Origin of the sequence: Paenibacillus sp. M2 (assembly GCF_046713495.1) — a bacterium.
Classification (GTDB): Bacteria; Bacillota; Bacilli; order Paenibacillales; family Paenibacillaceae; genus Paenibacillus; species Paenibacillus amylolyticus_B.
The window spans coordinates 2171439-2187426 of record NZ_CP169648.1; the positions used below are offsets into that span (position 1 = coordinate 2171439).

Here is a 15988-nt window from a genome sequence, read left to right on the forward strand (position 1 = left end):
CAATCTGATTATAAAGGAAGAGATAGATGAGACCGTTTCGAATTCGCCTTGCCATCATTATGATGGTGCTGATCGGTGTATCCGTCATTGTAGCTGGATATACGATGGGCAGAGTGTTTAAAACTACGCATATAACCGCATTAGAGCAAACCATGGTGCGCGAGATTAATCTGCTCAAAGCCACTTTTCCATTCCATGATGCAAGTGATCCAACCTCGGAAGCCACACGAAAGTATTATTCAGATCGAGCGCTGGAACTGGATCGACTGACGGATTCCCGTGTAACCTTCATCAATAAAGACGGCATGGTCATTGGAGATTCCGAGAGTGATCCGGCATCGATGGATAATCACTTGAACCGTGAGGAGATTAAGGGTGCCGTCGGAGATGGATACGGGCAATCCATACGTTACAGTGAGACATTGGGACAAGACATGCTGTATGTAGCGCTACCTGTGAATTCGGATCAAAGTGACATGATTGAAATGCCCAGCGGCAAATTTGATGGCTACATTCGCCTTTCGATGAGTCTGCATGCGGTTGATCAGGGCCTCCAGCGTGGTTGGATGATTATGTTTGCTGCACTTGGACTACTGTTCTTAATTGTCGCGTTTGTCAGTTATCGGGTTGCACGCGGACTAACCTCCCCGATTGAGCATATTACAAAAGTGGCTCATCGGATCACCAAGCTGGAATACGATGCCAGAGTTGATGTGACGCGTAGAGATGAGATCGGACAGTTGGGGCTTGCGATCAACGGAATGGCAGACAGCTTGCAGTCCCAGCTGAAGACGATTCGTGACAATGAAGCGTTGCTACAGAGTGTCCTTGCTAACATGACTGGAGGCATTGTCATGATCGATGCAGGGCAGTCCATTGCATTGGTTAATCGGGAAGCGGAGCGTATGCTTGGTATTCAGGCAGGAAAGGTTACGAGTAAGCCTTATACTGAATTGAAGAGACACTACGAATTAACACGTACCATTGAAGAGAGTGTTGCATTGAAAGAACGGATGCATGAAGAAGTGAGTGTGTTCAACCCGGAGGAAAAACTGATCCGTATTGATGGCGTACCGATGTCCGAAGATGATGGTAGTTATCGAGGCATGTTGTTCCTGTTGCAGGACGTGACGGCGATTCGCCGATTGGAGTCGATGCGCAGTGAGTTTGTCGCGAATGTCTCACATGAGCTCAAGACACCTGTTGCTGCGGTCAAGGGCTTTGCCGAAACGTTGCTCAGTGGCGGGGTACAGGATAAGGAAACGGAGCGTTCATTCCTGAAAATCATCTATGATGAAGGAGATCGACTTAACCGATTAATTGGGGATATTCTGGAGTTATCCAAAATTGAATCCAAACGCGCGCCGCTGCAATGTTCACCTGTTCATGTACACTCTTTCTTTGAAATGGTGCTGGGCACCTTGTCCAAGGTGGCGGAGAAAAAGCAGATTCGTCTGGAAATGCATGTTCCGGAGGAGTTGTACATTGAAGCAGATGAGGACAAGATGAAGCAGATTTTCATCAATCTGTTATCCAACGGCATCAACTATACCCCTGATGGTGGACGAGTGAAGCTACAGGTGACAATGGATAACGATGATGAAGTTGTCTTTGCGGTGTCGGATACAGGCATTGGCATACCGAAAAAAGATTTGCCGCGAATCTTCGAACGGTTCTATCGTGTTGATAAAGGCAGATCCCGTAATTCAGGGGGAACAGGCCTTGGGCTTTCCATCGTTAAACATCTGGTGGAACTGCATCATGGCAAATTGTCTGTAGAGAGTGAGCTGGGCATGGGGACAACGTTCCGTGTGATCCTTCCATTCATTCAGGAAGAAGAGATGTAGGCGTCTGGTATCAAAATGTAAAAAGGTTGTATTGTTTTACACCGCGTTAACAAATTAGTGCTATGATAGAAAAAGTGTTGTGGCAACAGACAACCTATGAAGAGAGAAGGGGTATCATGGCACAGCGTTTACTAGTTATTGAAGATGAACCTACATTATCAAGATTACTCACGTATAACCTGACACAGGAAGGTTACGACGTTACGGCAGAGGATCACGGATCTGCAGGATATGATCGGGCCTTGTCCCAGGAATTTGATCTCATTTTGCTGGATCTGATGCTTCCGGGCATGAATGGTCTGGACATTCTGAGCAAGTTAAGAATACAAGGTGTCAGTACACCGGTTATCATTCTGACGGCCAAGAACGGTGAAGCCGAGGTTGTACAGGGACTGAAATCGGGTGCCGATGATTATATTACCAAACCATTTGGTGTATCTGAGTTATTAGCCCGAGTAGATGCGGTATTAAGACGTTATTCCAATGGCGAAGATTTACCACAGCTTGAGGACAAAGATGGCTCACGAATTATTCTGGGAGAGCTGGAGATCTATCCTTTGAAATATGAAGTGACACTGGGTGGACAATCCATCAGTCTGCGTCCGAAAGAGTTCGAAGTACTTCTATATTTGGCTAAAAAGCCGGGTGTGGTACTGACAAGGGATGATCTGATGAACGCTGTGTGGGGCTTTGATTATATCGGAGGTCAACGAACCGTGGATGTTCACGTCAGCTCATTACGTAAAAAGCTGGAGCTGGACCCGGAATCGGTTCATATTGATTCCATTCGTGGTGTAGGTTATAAATTGGTTGTCAAAAGAAAAACTCCCCATCATTCAAGTTAGCAATGATCGGGGAGTTTTATTTTACGTTCATTTAACATAAAGGAAGATTTTTCTTTACGTAGAGGGAGTAGCATGGACTTATCTGAGTGATACTTTATACCTACATAATCCACCTCAAGACGGAGGTATTACGTAAAGGAGATTGCGCATTTATGCCCATGTTGCTCGAAGTGAAACCTGACCACCCTCATGTTGTTTTACATAATGAAGATATAGCGACACCCGAACAGCAGCCTCATGAAGTAAAGGTGGTTGCTGAAGAACCTGTAATCCATTTGCATGACTATTATCGTCAGGTACCTGTCGCCGGAGTCCATACCACCTGTGGAGAAGCTGCCGCGATGATGAATCAGGATCAGGAACACCCATGTATTGTACTGTGTGATGAGCAGATGAAACCTACTGGATTGTTAATGCGAGAGACGTTATATCGGATGTTAAATGGCCGTTTTGCCGCAGATCTATTCTACCGTAAGCCGGTCAAACAAGTAGTGAATACATCTCCCGTTATTGCAGATATTCAAATGGAAGCCTCAACGATTATTGATATTGCACTTGGACGGGATGAACAGCATTTCTACGATTGTCTGCTGGTTACGGACCAAGGCAGACTGCTTGGTGTGCTGACGATGCGTGACGTAATGTCGCTATCTCGCAGATTGCAACAGGCTGTTACGGAAGAGCGCATACGTACAGTAACCGAGAGTAGACAGGAGATATCCAGAATCAACGATGCGGTCACCAAGCTGGTGAATGCAGCGAATCAGACCGTTCATGAGGCCCGTGAGATCATGGCATTGTCCAAGCAGGGCGAAGAGAGTTTGAAACACGTTGATGCTTCCTATAACCGGGTACATCAGCATATGGAGAGTCAAGGTCAACATGCGGATCACATGCTGAATTCGATCAAAACAGGCTCAGGCATGGCACAATCCATTCGCTCCCTGGCAGATCAAAGTGGTCTCCTCGCCCTGAATGCTTCCATCGAAGCAGCTCATGCTGGTGAATATGGACGAGGTTTTCAGATTGTTGCAGGTGAGATTCGAGCGCTCGCAAAACAGACCCGTGAGGTTGCGGGGAACATGTCTTCATTGTTAGAGAATATTGGTGGATTGACCCTTCAGACTGTTGAACTGGTTAAGGCAAGCGGAGCGGAGATTGACGACAGTTCGGTGCATGTCACCGCAGGGGGAGCAACGTTCCGACAACTGAACAGTGCGGTGAGAGATTTGTCTCGTATAGCAGAGGAGATCGCCATGGAAGGCGGGAAAGCTGGAGAAGTTGCAGAGCACATTCGTACGAAGCTGGATGAGATGGTTTCAAATAGTGAGTAATATAAAGTAGTCAATAAGGCAGACATCAGGAATCAGATTGATCCATCAAGCAGATCATGAAGGTTAAGGATGTCTTTTTTACATTCCGTTAACATGAAAGTGATACTGTTTTTACAATGAAAGGGTAGGATATTATAGATGGCCGAGCAGCGATGAATGATTATCAGTATCGGTCTCAACGTAAAGGGAGTTTCCGTGTCCCTGCAGCGAAGGAGAAGTGAACATCCATGAAGGACCTCATTCACATTGAAAATCTTAATTTATATTATGATACGCATCACGCGCTTAAAAATATATCGATGGATCTGCCGGAAAAAACCGTTACTGCGTTCATCGGGCCGTCAGGTTGTGGTAAATCGACATTGCTTCGCACGTTAAACCGGATGAATGACATGATTCCGGGTGTTCGTGTGGAAGGACAGGTTATGCTGAGTGGCTCCGATATCTACAGTAACGAGATTGAAGTGGAGACACTGCGCAAACGAGTTGGCATGGTGTTCCAACAACCGAACCCTTTTCCAAAATCCATATACGATAACGTCGCTTATGGACCGCGCTTGCACGGGGTAACCCAAAAGGCTGAACTGGATCAGTTGGTGGAACAAAGTCTTGTCCATGCTGCCCTATGGGATGAAGTGAAGGATGTTTTGAAAAAGTCGGCACTTAGTTTGTCTGGCGGACAACAACAGCGTCTCTGTATTGCGCGGGCGCTGGCTGTACAGCCTGACGTTCTGCTGATGGATGAAGCAACGTCTGCACTCGACCCGATCTCCACATTGAAGATTGAGGAGCTGGTGAAGGAATTGCATCACAAGTACACGATCGTTATGGTTACCCACAATATGCACCAGGCGGCACGGGTATCTGGACGCACGGTATTTTTCCTGAATGGTGAAGTGGTGGAGGCAGCTGATACGGAGACGTTATTCTCCACACCGCAAGATTCCCGGACCGAGGATTATATATCTGGAAGGTTCGGTTAAGCGAGCTGAATTGGAATGATCCCGGCATACCCGGAGATGATGGATAAGGAGGACATGAAATCTATGATTCGCAGAAAAGAATTTGATCAGGAGCTTGAAGAGCTGCGTACCTTGCTCAAACAAATGGGTGAACATGTAGGAGCAGCATTGGATGGTGCTATTGAGAGTTTACAAACGATGAACGCGGAGAAAGCTCAGGTCATCATCAAGAATGATGCGAATCTGAATGCCCTTGAAGACAAAATTATGGAACTTGGCTCCAAACTGATCATCACACAACAGCCGGTGGCGAAGGATCTCAGACGTATTATCGTGGCATTCAAAATTTCCAGTGATCTGGAGCGTATGGGAGATCTTGCGCTCGATGTGGCAAAGGTGACACTTCGGATGGATGGACAGAAGCTGATTAAACCTCTGGTGGATATCCCGCAAATGGCAGAAATCGTGAAATCCATGATTGATGAATCCATTGAATCTTTCCTGAAAGAAAACACAGATCTGGCCTATAAAATGGCTCAAACGGACGATCAGGTCGATCAACTGTACAGCCACATGATCAGTGATCTCTACACGTTAATGACAGAGCATCCTAATCAGGCTTCACAGGCTATGCTGCTGATGATGGTTGGACGTTACATTGAACGTATTGGCGATCATGCAACCAATATTGGTGAGAGCACGGTGTACCTGGTGACAGGTAAACGTCCGGATCTGAATCAATAGGAAGAGCATTACTTTGGAATTGGGGAATCAGTGCTGATTAAGTAATGCAATCATATGAATGGAAAAGGACTTTCTCTCAGGTAGACTGTGTACAGCTGTCTGCGGAGAAGGTTCTTTTTTGCAATTAAAAATGATGTGAAAGAGGCTATTCTTTTTGATGTGACAGGTGGGTATGGTATCATGAGAGTAGATGTAAATTGAAGAGGTTGACCATATAATACGCGAGGTGCTGGAATGGACAAGTTTATTCTCATAGATGGAAATAGCATTATTTACAGGGCGTTTTTTGCAATGCCGCCTCTGACCAACTCGAAAGGTCTGCATACCAATGCGGTATATGGCTTCACCACGATGCTGCTGAGATTGCTTGAAGAGCATAAGCCTACACATGTTATGGTTGCATTTGATGCAGGCAAAATCACGTTCCGTCACGAAGGGTATCAGGAATACAAGGGTGGACGGGAGAAAACACCACCCGAGTTGTCAGAGCAATTCCCTTTGCTTAAAGAACTGCTGAAAGGACTTGGCATCGCTCAGTTTGAGCTGGCTGGATTCGAAGCGGATGACATCATCGGAACGTTAACCAAACGCGCAGATGAAGCGGGCAGACAGGTGCTCGTTGTATCGGGTGACAAAGATATGTTGCAGCTCGCCTCCGAACATGTACATATCGGGCTGACGCGCAAAGGGGTAACCGATATTGAGCTGTATGATCCTGCTCAGATTAAGGAGCGTTATGGTCTGACGCCGCTGCAAATCATTGATCTCAAGGGCCTGATGGGCGATGCGTCCGATAATATTCCGGGTATTCCCGGGGTCGGAGAGAAAACAGCGTTGAAGCTGCTGCACCAGTTCGGATCGGTAGAGGATGTGCTGAACGGTACAAGTGAGCTGAAAGGCAAGATGAAAGAAAAGATCGAGGCCCATGCCGAAGATGCTCGGATGAGCAAACAACTCGCGACGATTCACCGGGAAATTCCGCTGGAGCAGACGTGGGAGGATATGCAATTTGCTGGTTTAAAAGAAGAACATGCTGGCCCTGCATTGGCGAAGCTGGAATTCAAATCCTTGCTCGAACGCCTGTCGTTCAGTGGCAGCATTGGGTCTGAACAGGAAGCGGTCCCTGCTGCCGAGGTGGAGTCTTCCATAGCAACAGAGGACAACATAAGCGAGCTGTTCAGTTCCCTCGATTCCATTGATGTCCTCCATGTGGAGACACACGGTGATAACCCGCATCAGGCGAAACTGATTGGACTAGCTGTAGGTTCTGCTGGAACATATACGTTCATATCTCCCCAATTGCTTCATTCCGAGGCAGCGGCTCCGGTGCGGGCATGGCTTGGTAATTCAGACCAGCCAAAGCGCGGGTATGATCTTCATCGTGTTGACCTAGCCCTGCATGCGCATGGCATTGAATTCGCTGGTGCGTCATTTGATGTACAACTGGCTGCGTATTTGCTTGATCCAACGGAATCCAACCAGACGATTAGTGGACTCACGACCAAGTATGGTCTGCCGTCACTTGTGGAGGATGACACGGTTATGGGCAAAGGGGCCAAGTACAAGGTACCCGAAGCAGCTGTGCTGGGCGATTTCCTCTGCCGGAAAGCTGCTGCCGTGGCAGCGATTATTCCGCTTCAGGAACAGGCGCTGGAGGGCGATGAGATGAACTCACTTTTCCACGAGCTGGAGATGCCGTTGTCGCGTATTCTGGCAGATATGGAGAAGCAGGGGATTAAGGCTAACACAGCCGATCTGCAGGCGCTGGGAAGTGAATTTGAAGAGCATATCAGCAGACTCATGGCTGAAATCTACAAGTTGTCAGGGACAGAATTCAATCTGAATTCACCGAAGCAACTGGGTGAGATTTTATTTGATAGACTAGGATTGCCAGTGGTGAAAAAAACAAAAACGGGTTATTCCACAGATGCTGAAGTATTGGAGAAATTGGCTCCTTATAATGATGTGGTTAAGCATATTCTGCAATATCGTCAGCTTGCCAAGTTGCAATCCACTTATGTGGAAGGATTACTCAAAGAGATATCCGATCGGGATGGCAAGGTGCATACGTATTATCGTCAGACCATTGCTGCAACAGGACGACTTAGCAGTCAATTCCCGAACTTGCAGAACATTCCGATTCGGATGGAAGAAGGTCGCAAAATCCGGAAGGTATTTGTCCCTTCCGAACCCGGATGGTCCATTTTGGCGGCAGACTATTCCCAGATTGAACTGCGTGTTCTGGCACATATTTCGGATGATGAGCGCTTGAAGGAAGCATTTGTCAACGATATGGATATTCATACAAAGACCGCTTCGGATGTATTCGGCGTGAAGCCTGAAGATGTGGATGGGGATATGCGTCGTTCCGCCAAGGCAGTTAACTTTGGTATCGTGTATGGAATAAGTGATTATGGCTTGTCACAGAACCTGCATATTACACGAAAAGAGGCTGCGCAGTTTATTGATCAGTATTTTGAAGTGTTCCAGGGTGTCCGCCGATATATGGATGACATTGTGAAGGAAGCTCGTCAGGATGGTTACGTTAAAACGTTGTTGGAACGACGTCGTTACCTGCCAGAGATTAATGCCAGTAACTTCAATCTGCGTTCCTTCGCAGAGCGTACGGCGATGAATACACCGATTCAGGGAACAGCGGCAGATATCATCAAGCTGGCCATGGTACAGATGGATGAAGCGCTGCGGGAACGCGAGTTGAAGAGTCGTATGTTGCTTCAGGTGCATGATGAACTTGTATTCGAAGTGCCTGCGGATGAATTGGAACTGATGAAAGAGTTAGTGCCTTCTGTTATGGAAAAAGCATTGGAACTGTCGGTTCCGCTGAAAGCAGAAGTCAGCTTTGGTGATAACTGGTACGAAGCGAAATAAATCAAGCGCCGCGCGGTTTTTCCGGTATTTCACAAAAGGCCTTTCCATGTATGCGATATAAGAAAAGGGTCCCGCTGAGCGTCATCTTCCGTTATAATATAGGGGAGGTGAGAACATCATGCCGGAATTACCGGAAGTCGAAACAGTCAGAAGAACATTGAATCAACTTATTGTGGGCAAAACGATTGATCATGTTACCGTTAGCTTGCCGCGGATTATTCAGCGGCCGGACGACATAGATGCATTTGCAATGGAACTCGCGGGACATACCGTCATTGGGGTGGAGCGCCGCGGCAAGTTTTTGCGTATTTTGCTGGACGGGCTGGTGCTTGTCTCCCATCTGCGGATGGAAGGAAGGTACGGTGTGTACGAGCAGCATGAAGATGTGGAGAAACATACACATGTGATCTTCCATTTTAATGATGGTACGGAATTGCGTTATAAGGACGTGCGTCAGTTCGGTACGATGCATCTGTTTAATGCAGGTGAGGAACTAGTGTCCAAACCTTTGCTGAAGCTGGGACTGGAGCCGCTTGATCCAGCCTTTACGGTAACTGCATTCCGCGAGGCGGTTGGCAAGCGTACAACCAAAATCAAGGCTGTACTTTTAAATCAGGCATATGTGGTTGGTATCGGGAATATTTATGTGGACGAGGCTTTATTTCGCGCAGGTATCCATCCCGAGACCATCGCCAAGACACTGACTGAAGCTCAGTTAACGGTACTCCATGAAGCGATTGTGGCTACGTTGCAAGATGCAGTGAATGCAGGTGGATCTTCCATTAAGTCCTATGTGAATGGACAGGGTGAGATGGGGATGTTCCAGCATCAACTGAAAATCTATGGACGCAAATCAGAACCTTGTACAACTTGTGGTACGTTAATTGAAAAAACGGTGGTTGGTGGCCGTGGCACGCATTTTTGTCCGAACTGTCAGCTGCTGTAACATGAACTGAATGAACGAAATGATGAAATCATAGCACCCTTGGATTCCTCCCTCCATATACTGATATGGCAGAAATAAGCGGGCGTATACCCATACTGGCATCTTCAGTTGGCACGAGTACCGCACAGAGGAGGAGTCCGGGGTGCTGCATCATTTTATTTCATTGCTGGCGCTTGCTTTGGCGCTTAGTTTAGATGGTTTTGGAGTCGGGATTACATATGGGTTACGGAGGACTAAGATTCCCCTGTTATCTATCGCTGTTATTTCGATCTGTTCGGGATTGGTTATTGCCTTGTCGATGCAAGTTGGTGTGCTGTTGTCCCATGTCGTGTCACCGGATATCGCTTCCATTGTGGGCGCCGTTATATTAATAGGCATTGGTGCATGGTCACTGTTGCAACTTATTCGAAAGCAAGGAAAAGAACAGCTGGAAACAGGCATCGTAACGGTTGAGGGAGCAGGAGAAACAACGGTTAATGCGCTGGGGAAAAACGTACAAGGGACGCTGCCGGATTCCAAGGGCAGGAATCAGGTACTTGCACTGGATCTGGAGCAATCGGCTTCGGGTGATTCTCTCGAACGAATGGTATTTACACTGGAGCTGCGTAAGCTGGGGGTCGTCATTCAGATCCTTCGCAGCCCTTCCAAGGCGGATATGGATAACTCGGGAAGTATATCTGCTCAGGAAGCGATGTGGCTTGGTATTGCCCTGTCTCTGGATGCGTTTGGAGCAGGCTTGGGAGCGGCACTTCTGGGATTCCCTACACTATGGACAGCACTCATTATTGCACTGTTTAGTGGGGCGTTTCTGTCACTCGGCATGAAGGTTGGACTACGATTCTCAGCCCTGCGCTGGATGCGAAGACTATCTGTATTGCCAGCACTATTGTTAATGATTATGGGAATAATGAAGTTGTTATGAGGTGAAACGATGAATATAGGCTTAACCGGCGGGATCGCGACAGGCAAAAGTAGTGTTTCCGCCTATCTCGCCAGTAAGGGAGCGTTGCTCATCGATGCAGACGTTATTGCCCGGGAAGTTATGATGCCCGGGCATCCCGTGTTGGCCGCCGCTGTTAAGCGGTTTGGACAAGCCATACTGAACGAAGATGGAACACTGGATCGGAAAAAGCTTGGAAGTATTGTTTTTGAACAACCAGAAGAACGAAAGGCATTGGAGGCTATCACACATCCGGCAATCCGTAAAGAGATGCGTGAACGGGCTGCTGCATACGCGTTGCAACATCCGGATAAACTTGTGGTATCTGATATCCCTTTGCTGTACGAATCGGGTCTGGAGGATGGTTTCGAGGAAGTCATGGTTGTATATGTTCCAAGATTAGTGCAACGAGATCGATTGATGAGTCGGGATGGAATGACTGCAGCACAGGCTGAGACCCGGATGGATGTACAGATGGATATTGAGCGCAAAAAGCAGCTGGCAGACATTGTCATCGATAACAGCGGTTTATGGACTGAGACGGAGCAGCAAATTGACTCATATCTACAGCGTAAGGGTTTGTTATGAAAATATTGCGTAAGAAACGTGTCCTGCTGTTGATGTTTGTGTCCTTTGTACTAGTGTTATTTCTGAATACAAACTGGATGGCATGGTTCTATCCGATTCATTATAAGGAAGAGATTCGTGCCCAATCTCAGAGTTATGAGGTTGATCCGTTTCTGATTGCTTCCATTATCAAGGTGGAGACCAATTTCAAGACAAGCAAAGAATCCAAACGAGGTGCCATTGGGCTCATGCAACTGATGCCGGACACGGCGAATTGGATACTGGAACAAGCCAAAATTCCCGACACTTCGCTGGAGGAATTGAAGCACGAGCCTGAACGCAATATTCAATTAGGCACATGGTATCTGCGGAATCTGTCCGATCAATTCGATGGCAATGAAGCAGTGATGATCGCTGCCTATAATGCGGGACCAGGCAAAGTAAACAGTTGGCTTAGAGATGGTGTATGGGATGGCTCGTTCGATACAGTGAAAGATATTCCGTTTGGTGAGACGCGTCACTATGTACAAAGGGTCATTTACTATTATAATCAGTATGTAAAGATCTATAATACGTTCTAAGTATATAAGTAGAAGCACAGAGCAGGCCGGTTATTCACCGGCCGCTCCATGCTCCTCTGTGTAGCGTATTACGATGCAGATATTATTGGTATTGACCTGCCAATTGCTGTTCTGCAATTGTTACCAGACGCTTCGTGATGTATCCACCGATCGAACCGTTCTCGTAAGAAGTCATGTTACCTTGGTATCCGTCTTGTGGGATGCTGATTCCGAGTTCTTGAGCAACTTCATATTTCATTTGCTCGAGTGCTGCGGAAGCTTTAGTTACCACCAGGTTGTTGGAGTTACCGTTGCTTTGTGCCATTGCTGTTCACCTCCTCGTGAGTTGGTAAAAGTATTATGTCTCGGCAATGCATTTTTCATTACAAAATCAAGACAGGGAATATGTGGTAAAAGTAAAACGTGGGAAGTGATCTGATTTGAAGTGTCCTTATTGCGGTTATATGGGTACCAAAGTGCTTGATTCGCGTCCGGCCAACGAAGCAAAGTCCATTCGTCGTCGCCGTGAGTGTGAGCAGTGTGCCCGAAGATTCACAACGTTTGAGATGATTGAGGAGACTCCACTTATCGTCATTAAGAAAGATGGCAGTCGTGAAGAGTTCAGCCGGGACAAAATCCTCCGCGGGCTTATTCGTGCCTGTGAGAAACGTCCAGTCTCCGTTGAGACGCTGGAGATGATGGTATCTGAAGTGGAGAAATCTCTGCGTAATACAGCTGATGCTGAAGTGGAGAGTCGCCAGATTGGTGAACTATTGATGGAACAGTTGTTTCCAGTCGATGAAGTGGCATATGTTCGTTTCGCGTCGGTATATCGCCAGTTCAAAGATATCAATATGTTCATGAAAGAACTGAAATCCCTGTTGTCCAAAGACGTTCTGGAGGATTAGTGGAGTTGGTAATGGGAGAAGAGCAGTCTGGAGTTCCAGTCCGTGTGTGCCAGTGAAATCGGTTGTTCTTCTCCAATCACTCTGGATCTTAAAAATTTGATTGACAGCGAAAGCTGGATTTTATATGATATAGGAGTCGCTTGCGGAACGTAGCAGTGTTGGACAAGTTATCTATTTCATATCCTGGGGCCTTAGCTCAGCTGGGAGAGCGCATCGCTGGCAGCGATGAGGTCAGGGGTTCGATCCCCCTAGGCTCCATACTCGTAGAGAATCCGCTAATATAGCGGGTTTTTTCGTTTGTCTAGACGTTGACTGTTACCGTGGACACCTCGCAGATATGCGCTCCACGCATCGCAGATATACGCGCCTAATCCCTCGTTTTCTTACCGTAATTATTATCGAAGGAGACGGTATGGAATGGATAAACGTAAAGGAAGAACAAATAAGAGTGAGCGCACATCAACGCGCTTACAACATTCGCTAGACTATTTGTTCGATTATTACTACCAGGCGAAGAAGTCGGAAGGTCGAGCGGATAATACGCTAAAGACATACGTACAGAATTACAATTACTTTTGTGAATTTCTGGATGAGCGTAAGATCATTCGTGACATCCGAAATATCAACGTTGAAGTAGGGCGTGATTACATAATTTGGTTACGCGATGAAAAACGGAGGTTTAGTGATAACTGCAATGTTCCGTAATCTGTCCGTACTGTGGGGCTGCTCCCGGAATCAATTAACACGATGAGTTTTCCCCTCTAAACGCTGTTATTGGCAAGTTAGAAAAGCGGCACAAGACGAACCGACAGTCATAGTGACCCACCAGGCGCGCAAGCGAAGTATAAAATGAGGCGTAGTTCTCGCGGATTAATTTCCGGTGAGGGCAGCGTCTTTTGTCGTTTATATATAGTATAATTTTCCTGTATATAATAGAATAGAACTATAAAAAACGCAGGGGAGAAGGTACATAATGGACGAATTAACTTTATCAGAAAGCAAGCCAAAGCAGCGCATAAATGTATTATCTGCAGTTGCGTTGGGGATTTCGGCTTTAGCAGTCGCCGCATCAATTTATTTATTTGTTCAGAATTCAGAACTATCAAGCAAGACTGATAAACTTTCCGGACAGATTGTGTCAATTTCGAAAAAGAATGATGAATTACAAAAAACTGCAGACGCGCAAGCAGTTATTAATGAGGAGCAAGATACATATCGCAAGCTAACTTATTTAACAGCGTTGGCTCACGATATCGAAGACGGAATTGTTACGGATGATTTCGTTGTAAATAAAATTAGGTTCAGTTGGGGCGATGACGGTAATTTAAGCGATGTTGTTATAGACGTCGAAAATCAACCTGCTCTCTCATTATTGTACAAAAATAAGGGAGCCTACGAACTGTCTGATCGTGAGCTACGTGCTAAATCTGACGCAATCATCAAAGCAGTGAGCGAATACTATACTAAATCTCCTAACGCGCCAGCCTGGAACGATTCTACTTTCGTACAGCTCACGGTTCAAAATTATAACATTGGTGAGTCGACGGGCGGAACGTTTAAGCTCGTAGGTGAGACGAAGTAATAGGCGTAAGGAGGGTCCCGCGCAGGGTATGATTCCGCAAGCAGACAGAAAAAGACGCAGCTTTGGAGTAGACTGCGTCTTCAAAGGGTATTGCGTGTGTTGGCGGTAAGGTTTATGATTATTACATAAAGTAGATCGCGGTAGCAGCTCTTGGCGGGGAGGCTATCGCTTTTTTTGTGTCAGGGAAAGTAGACCAATAATAACTAATCCAAACTGCAACATGATCGTGAGGGCTTCGTATGTACTCATTTAAATCACCTCCCATTTCTATTCTAAAATTATACAGTAGATTCTATGTTGGTCAATTGTTCGCATAAAAAGGAGAACGAAATATATGATAACGGTGCTTCTACTAACTCGTTGATACCTCCGTAGTATAAGTGGACTAGCGTAATTTGGTAAAACGTCATATTCGGCGATTTTGATTTAGTGGGGAGTACAATTACCCTAATAAGAATAATCCTCTAATTTAAAGGATTTTTAGCGAATACGGTCTAGCCCCATTTTTGCAATGTACTCCTACGAAAACTCGTATATACTTCGTATTTCTCATTCTCATGCTGTTTTTCACTATTCGAAAATTATCCCGCGTTCACTCCTTCGATTTTGACGCCGAACAATAGCAGGAAATTTGCGCCAATTTGTCGAAGTATATACTTAACCCGCAACGAAAGGACTACTTCCATATGCGCAAGAAATCGCAATTCATGCGTCTGCTAACTTCTGATATCCAACTTTATACCGCGCAAATGGACCAGATGCCAATCGTTATATTTACCGACGCAGAGCTCGTTGGCAGCGGCGTGATCGAGGATATAACGGAGATGAGTGTTATGCGCGGAGTCTGTACGTTTAAATATGCGGAGGGAAAATATGATTATTGAAGAGGAGTGTGTGTGAATGTTTAAAGAGATAGGCCAAGCTACTGCTGAAGTATCTAAAGACGTACTTTCTCCTCCTGCACAAGAGTTGGGAAGAGTTCTTGGAGATATGGTTACTGTAAGCTTTGGTTGGCTAGAGAAAATCAAGATCAAACAAGAGCACAATATCAAACTATTTAAAGAAGAGCTACAAAATGGGTTAAATAAGATAGCGCCTGGTAACCTTGTTCTACCTCCTCTTCATATTGTAGGACCTGCAATTGAGGCGTCCAAATATTACATAGAATCAACTGAGTTGAGACAATTATTTATTAACTTACTTCTTTCTTCTTCAGACAAGACAAAACAATCTAATGTGCACCCTTCCTTCATTGAGATTATCAAACAAATGTCTCCGGATGATGCTGAGTGCTTTAGATATCTTTCTGAATTTAAAGGCAGTATTGGAGCATGTACTCTTCATTTATTTGAAGAAAAGTATGGAGATTCTTTCAAACCTTTAAGGTATATTTTAGATTTCCCTGGACTAGATGCTGAGAATTTTGTACATTATATGACCATAGCTAACAACCTAACTAGACTTGGACTTATTGAATGTTTAGACAATTCTGTGTCTTATGATAAGGAAAGCTGTGCAAATCTTAGGAGTATCGATTTTGAATCTGTATTAAAGGAGGATTTTGGCGAAAATGTAACTGTAGAGTTTCATGAGGCTTTTTGGAACTTTACAGCATTGGGACTGGCATTCCAAAACACTGTTATAGTAGGGATATCTGAGTAAAAGCAACTGACAAGCCGATCCATAAAACCTAGATTAACAAAAGAACCGCAGCCCATATGCAGGGTTAGCGGTTCTTTCGCGTTCTCTTCGTCAAATCCCTGTACATTTAGCGCGGCAAGCCCTTCCAGGTACGTTCCCCTTACAAGAGTCCTAACGCGCTGATTCCACGGTAAAACTGCGCAAAAAAAGACGCAGTATCAAT

The 15988-nt window shown here is 45.8% G+C and carries 17 protein-coding genes and 1 tRNA gene; 16 read left to right on the plus strand and 2 right to left on the minus strand.

From position 1 onward, the window contains the following. Positions 1 to 26 precede the first annotated feature (26 nt). The 10 genes from pnpS to ACETMN_RS10210 all read left to right on the plus strand — a co-directional run bounded on the left by pnpS (position 27) and on the right by ACETMN_RS10210 (position 11655). Positions 27 to 1847 carry a two-component system histidine kinase PnpS gene (gene pnpS, locus ACETMN_RS10165; RefSeq protein ID WP_091014573.1) on the plus strand — a complete coding sequence of 607 codons (1821 nt, stop codon included), beginning with the start codon at positions 27 to 29 and terminating at the stop codon, positions 1845 to 1847. 116 nt (positions 1848 to 1963) lie between these two features. Continuing rightward, complete coding sequence (locus ACETMN_RS10170) at positions 1964 to 2692, plus strand: response regulator transcription factor (RefSeq protein ID WP_036609823.1); 729 nt, start codon at positions 1964 to 1966, stop codon at positions 2690 to 2692. A 152-nt stretch (positions 2693 to 2844) separates the two neighbouring features. Next, entirely contained in the window at positions 2845 to 4026 is a 1182-nt protein-coding gene (locus ACETMN_RS10175) for a methyl-accepting chemotaxis protein (protein WP_091014572.1), read from the plus strand. A gap of 227 nt (positions 4027 to 4253) precedes the next feature. Continuing rightward, on the plus strand, positions 4254 to 5009 hold the full coding sequence (gene pstB, locus ACETMN_RS10180; RefSeq protein WP_076209092.1) for a phosphate ABC transporter ATP-binding protein PstB: 756 nt from the start codon (positions 4254 to 4256) through the stop codon (positions 5007 to 5009). Between the two features lie 63 nt (positions 5010 to 5072). Then, entirely contained in the window at positions 5073 to 5732 is a 660-nt protein-coding gene (gene phoU / locus ACETMN_RS10185) for a phosphate signaling complex protein PhoU (RefSeq protein ID WP_017689478.1), read from the plus strand. A gap of 234 nt (positions 5733 to 5966) precedes the next feature. After that, positions 5967 to 8621, plus strand: coding sequence for a DNA polymerase I (polA, locus tag ACETMN_RS10190; protein ID WP_091014571.1), 2655 nt, complete (start codon positions 5967 to 5969; stop codon positions 8619 to 8621). Between the two features lie 118 nt (positions 8622 to 8739). Beyond that, a complete protein-coding gene (gene mutM, locus ACETMN_RS10195; RefSeq protein WP_036669994.1) occupies positions 8740 to 9567 on the plus strand; it encodes a DNA-formamidopyrimidine glycosylase in 828 nt (275 codons plus the stop codon). Between the two features lie 142 nt (positions 9568 to 9709). Continuing rightward, on the plus strand, positions 9710 to 10489 hold the full coding sequence (locus ACETMN_RS10200) for a manganese efflux pump (protein ID WP_262928150.1): 780 nt from the start codon (positions 9710 to 9712) through the stop codon (positions 10487 to 10489). A gap of 9 nt (positions 10490 to 10498) precedes the next feature. Continuing rightward, positions 10499 to 11095: a dephospho-CoA kinase gene (coaE, locus tag ACETMN_RS10205; protein WP_411736113.1), complete on the plus strand. Its 597-nt coding sequence runs from the start codon at positions 10499 to 10501 to the stop codon at positions 11093 to 11095. After that, a complete protein-coding gene (locus tag ACETMN_RS10210) occupies positions 11092 to 11655 on the plus strand; it encodes a lytic transglycosylase domain-containing protein (RefSeq protein WP_062833563.1) in 564 nt (187 codons plus the stop codon). The genes coaE and ACETMN_RS10210 overlap by 4 nt, the downstream gene beginning before the upstream one ends. Positions 11656 to 11737: 82 nt before the next feature. Here the strand turns inward: ACETMN_RS10210 and ACETMN_RS10215 are convergent, their stop codons facing one another. Then, complete coding sequence (locus tag ACETMN_RS10215; RefSeq protein WP_017689472.1) at positions 11738 to 11959, minus strand: alpha/beta-type small acid-soluble spore protein; 222 nt, start codon at positions 11957 to 11959, stop codon at positions 11738 to 11740. Between the two features lie 115 nt (positions 11960 to 12074). Here ACETMN_RS10215 and nrdR point away from each other — a divergent pair, with 115 nt between their 5' ends. From nrdR to ACETMN_RS10235, 4 genes are all read left to right on the plus strand, one after another. Then, on the plus strand, positions 12075 to 12542 hold the full coding sequence (gene nrdR, locus ACETMN_RS10220) for a transcriptional regulator NrdR (protein WP_091014564.1): 468 nt from the start codon (positions 12075 to 12077) through the stop codon (positions 12540 to 12542). A 185-nt stretch (positions 12543 to 12727) separates the two neighbouring features. Beyond that, positions 12728 to 12800 (plus strand) — tRNA-Ala (locus tag ACETMN_RS10225). 159 nt (positions 12801 to 12959) lie between these two features. Next, positions 12960 to 13247 (plus strand): hypothetical protein, encoded by a 288-nt coding sequence (locus ACETMN_RS10230; protein WP_411736114.1) that lies wholly within the window; start codon positions 12960 to 12962, stop codon positions 13245 to 13247. Between the two features lie 268 nt (positions 13248 to 13515). Next, a complete protein-coding gene (locus ACETMN_RS10235) occupies positions 13516 to 14124 on the plus strand; it encodes a hypothetical protein (RefSeq protein WP_411736115.1) in 609 nt (202 codons plus the stop codon). A 162-nt stretch (positions 14125 to 14286) separates the two neighbouring features. On the opposite strand, the gene ACETMN_RS10240 is transcribed toward ACETMN_RS10235, so the two are convergent. Then, the gene (locus ACETMN_RS10240; protein ID WP_371121677.1) at positions 14287 to 14373 is read right to left on the minus strand and encodes a putative holin-like toxin; all 87 of its coding nucleotides are present in this window, start codon (positions 14371 to 14373) and stop codon (positions 14287 to 14289) included. A gap of 437 nt (positions 14374 to 14810) precedes the next feature. Between ACETMN_RS10240 and ACETMN_RS10245 the strand changes: the two genes are divergently transcribed. Both ACETMN_RS10245 and ACETMN_RS10250 read left to right on the plus strand, forming a co-directional pair. Further along, a complete protein-coding gene (locus ACETMN_RS10245; RefSeq protein WP_411736116.1) occupies positions 14811 to 15008 on the plus strand; it encodes a hypothetical protein in 198 nt (65 codons plus the stop codon). A gap of 16 nt (positions 15009 to 15024) precedes the next feature. Continuing rightward, positions 15025 to 15786, plus strand: coding sequence for a DUF4393 domain-containing protein (locus ACETMN_RS10250; RefSeq protein ID WP_307538068.1), 762 nt, complete (start codon positions 15025 to 15027; stop codon positions 15784 to 15786). The last annotated feature ends 202 nt before the right edge of the window (positions 15787 to 15988 follow it).

Coding starts and splice junctions, on each gene's coding strand:
- polA (WP_091014571.1), top strand. CDS start 5,967: ATGGACAAGTTTATTCTCATAGATGGAAATAGCATTATTTACAGGGCG.
- ACETMN_RS10175 (WP_091014572.1), top strand. CDS start 2,845: ATGCCCATGTTGCTCGAAGTGAAACCTGACCACCCTCATGTTGTTTTA.
- ACETMN_RS10210 (WP_062833563.1), top strand. CDS start 11,092: ATGAAAATATTGCGTAAGAAACGTGTCCTGCTGTTGATGTTTGTGTCC.
- mutM (WP_036669994.1), top strand. CDS start 8,740: ATGCCGGAATTACCGGAAGTCGAAACAGTCAGAAGAACATTGAATCAA.
- phoU (WP_017689478.1), top strand. CDS start 5,073: ATGATTCGCAGAAAAGAATTTGATCAGGAGCTTGAAGAGCTGCGTACC.
- coaE (WP_411736113.1), top strand. CDS start 10,499: ATGAATATAGGCTTAACCGGCGGGATCGCGACAGGCAAAAGTAGTGTT.
- pnpS (WP_091014573.1), top strand. CDS start 27: ATGAGACCGTTTCGAATTCGCCTTGCCATCATTATGATGGTGCTGATC.
- ACETMN_RS10230 (WP_411736114.1), top strand. CDS start 12,960: ATGGATAAACGTAAAGGAAGAACAAATAAGAGTGAGCGCACATCAACG.
- ACETMN_RS10240 (WP_371121677.1), bottom strand. CDS start 14,373: ATGAGTACATACGAAGCCCTCACGATCATGTTGCAGTTTGGATTAGTT.
- pstB (WP_076209092.1), top strand. CDS start 4,254: ATGAAGGACCTCATTCACATTGAAAATCTTAATTTATATTATGATACG.
- ACETMN_RS10215 (WP_017689472.1), bottom strand. CDS start 11,959: ATGGCACAAAGCAACGGTAACTCCAACAACCTGGTGGTAACTAAAGCT.
- ACETMN_RS10170 (WP_036609823.1), top strand. CDS start 1,964: ATGGCACAGCGTTTACTAGTTATTGAAGATGAACCTACATTATCAAGA.
- ACETMN_RS10235 (WP_411736115.1), top strand. CDS start 13,516: ATGGACGAATTAACTTTATCAGAAAGCAAGCCAAAGCAGCGCATAAAT.
- ACETMN_RS10250 (WP_307538068.1), top strand. CDS start 15,025: ATGTTTAAAGAGATAGGCCAAGCTACTGCTGAAGTATCTAAAGACGTA.
- ACETMN_RS10245 (WP_411736116.1), top strand. CDS start 14,811: ATGCGCAAGAAATCGCAATTCATGCGTCTGCTAACTTCTGATATCCAA.